Annotated in this window: 1 protein-coding gene; it reads right to left on the reverse strand. The window is 65.6% G+C overall.

All coding sequences use genetic code 11. The annotated features are described in order from the left end of the window. Window positions 1-949, reverse strand: a 949-nt coding sequence (locus tag EOA29_RS38020; RefSeq protein ID WP_145970108.1) for an MFS transporter, incomplete at both ends; no start/stop codon positions are given.

Consider the following 949-nt stretch of genomic DNA (forward strand, 5'->3'; position numbering starts at 1 on the left):
GTGCGGTAGACCGCCGCCATCTGCGCCCTCTCGTAAGCGCGCACCGAGCGCATGAAGGCGGTCGAGCCCAGCGCATCGAGCGCGATGGTGAAGAGCGCGCCGCAGAGCAGGAAGGCAGCGGTGAGCAGCGGCGCGGTCTCGCCGACTCCGCCTGCCGCAAAAAGCATCGCCGCCATGGCGAAATAGGCGAAGGTCATAGTCTGGCGGCCGCCGAAGCGCTTGCCCGCCTTGCCCCAGAAGATCGCCATGAACAAGAGCGCGTTGCCCGCCGAAACCAGCAGCCCGCCTGCAAGCTTGCCCTCGCCCGTGATCACCATGAACAGCGGACCATAGACGAAGAAGGTCGTCCAGAAGCAGGAGCGGCCGAAGGCGATCAGCCAGGCGAGCCTGAGCCTCGGCTGCGCGATGAAGCGGCCGATATTGGCGAGCGGATTGGCCGGCCGGCTCTTGCCGGGGCGGATCGACGGGTTGTCGCCCAGCCGGTAGGCCCAGAACAGCGCCAGCAGCGACAGCGCGAAGGCCACGACCGCGCCATGCGCGGCATAGATGCCGAAGCGCGTGTAGAGGAAGATGCCGAGCGTCGGCCCACCTGTCCAGGCGAACATCGACCACGCTATGCGCAGCGATTCCGCCTGCATGAAATCGGTCTTGCGGATGTGGTCCATGATGTAGAGGTTGAGCGTGATCGACAGCGCGCTCGCCCCCATGACGCGGCAGAGCATGCCGGCGAGTTGGCCCGGCAGTGTGTGGGTGACGAAGAAGACCGAGCCGAGCGCCAGCATCAGGCAGCCGGCCGTGTAGACCCAGCGTCGGGCGAAGCGGCGGATCAGCATCGGCATGAACAGCGTCACCGAAAGTCCGAGCAGCGACACGATGGTGTAGAGGATCGAGACGGTCTGCTCATTTTGCAGGATCTCGTAGGCCTGGATCGGGATGACGCTGGAGATCG

The organism is Mesorhizobium sp. M1E.F.Ca.ET.063.01.1.1, from assembly GCF_003998155.1.
Lineage (GTDB): Bacteria > Pseudomonadota > Alphaproteobacteria > Rhizobiales > Rhizobiaceae > Mesorhizobium.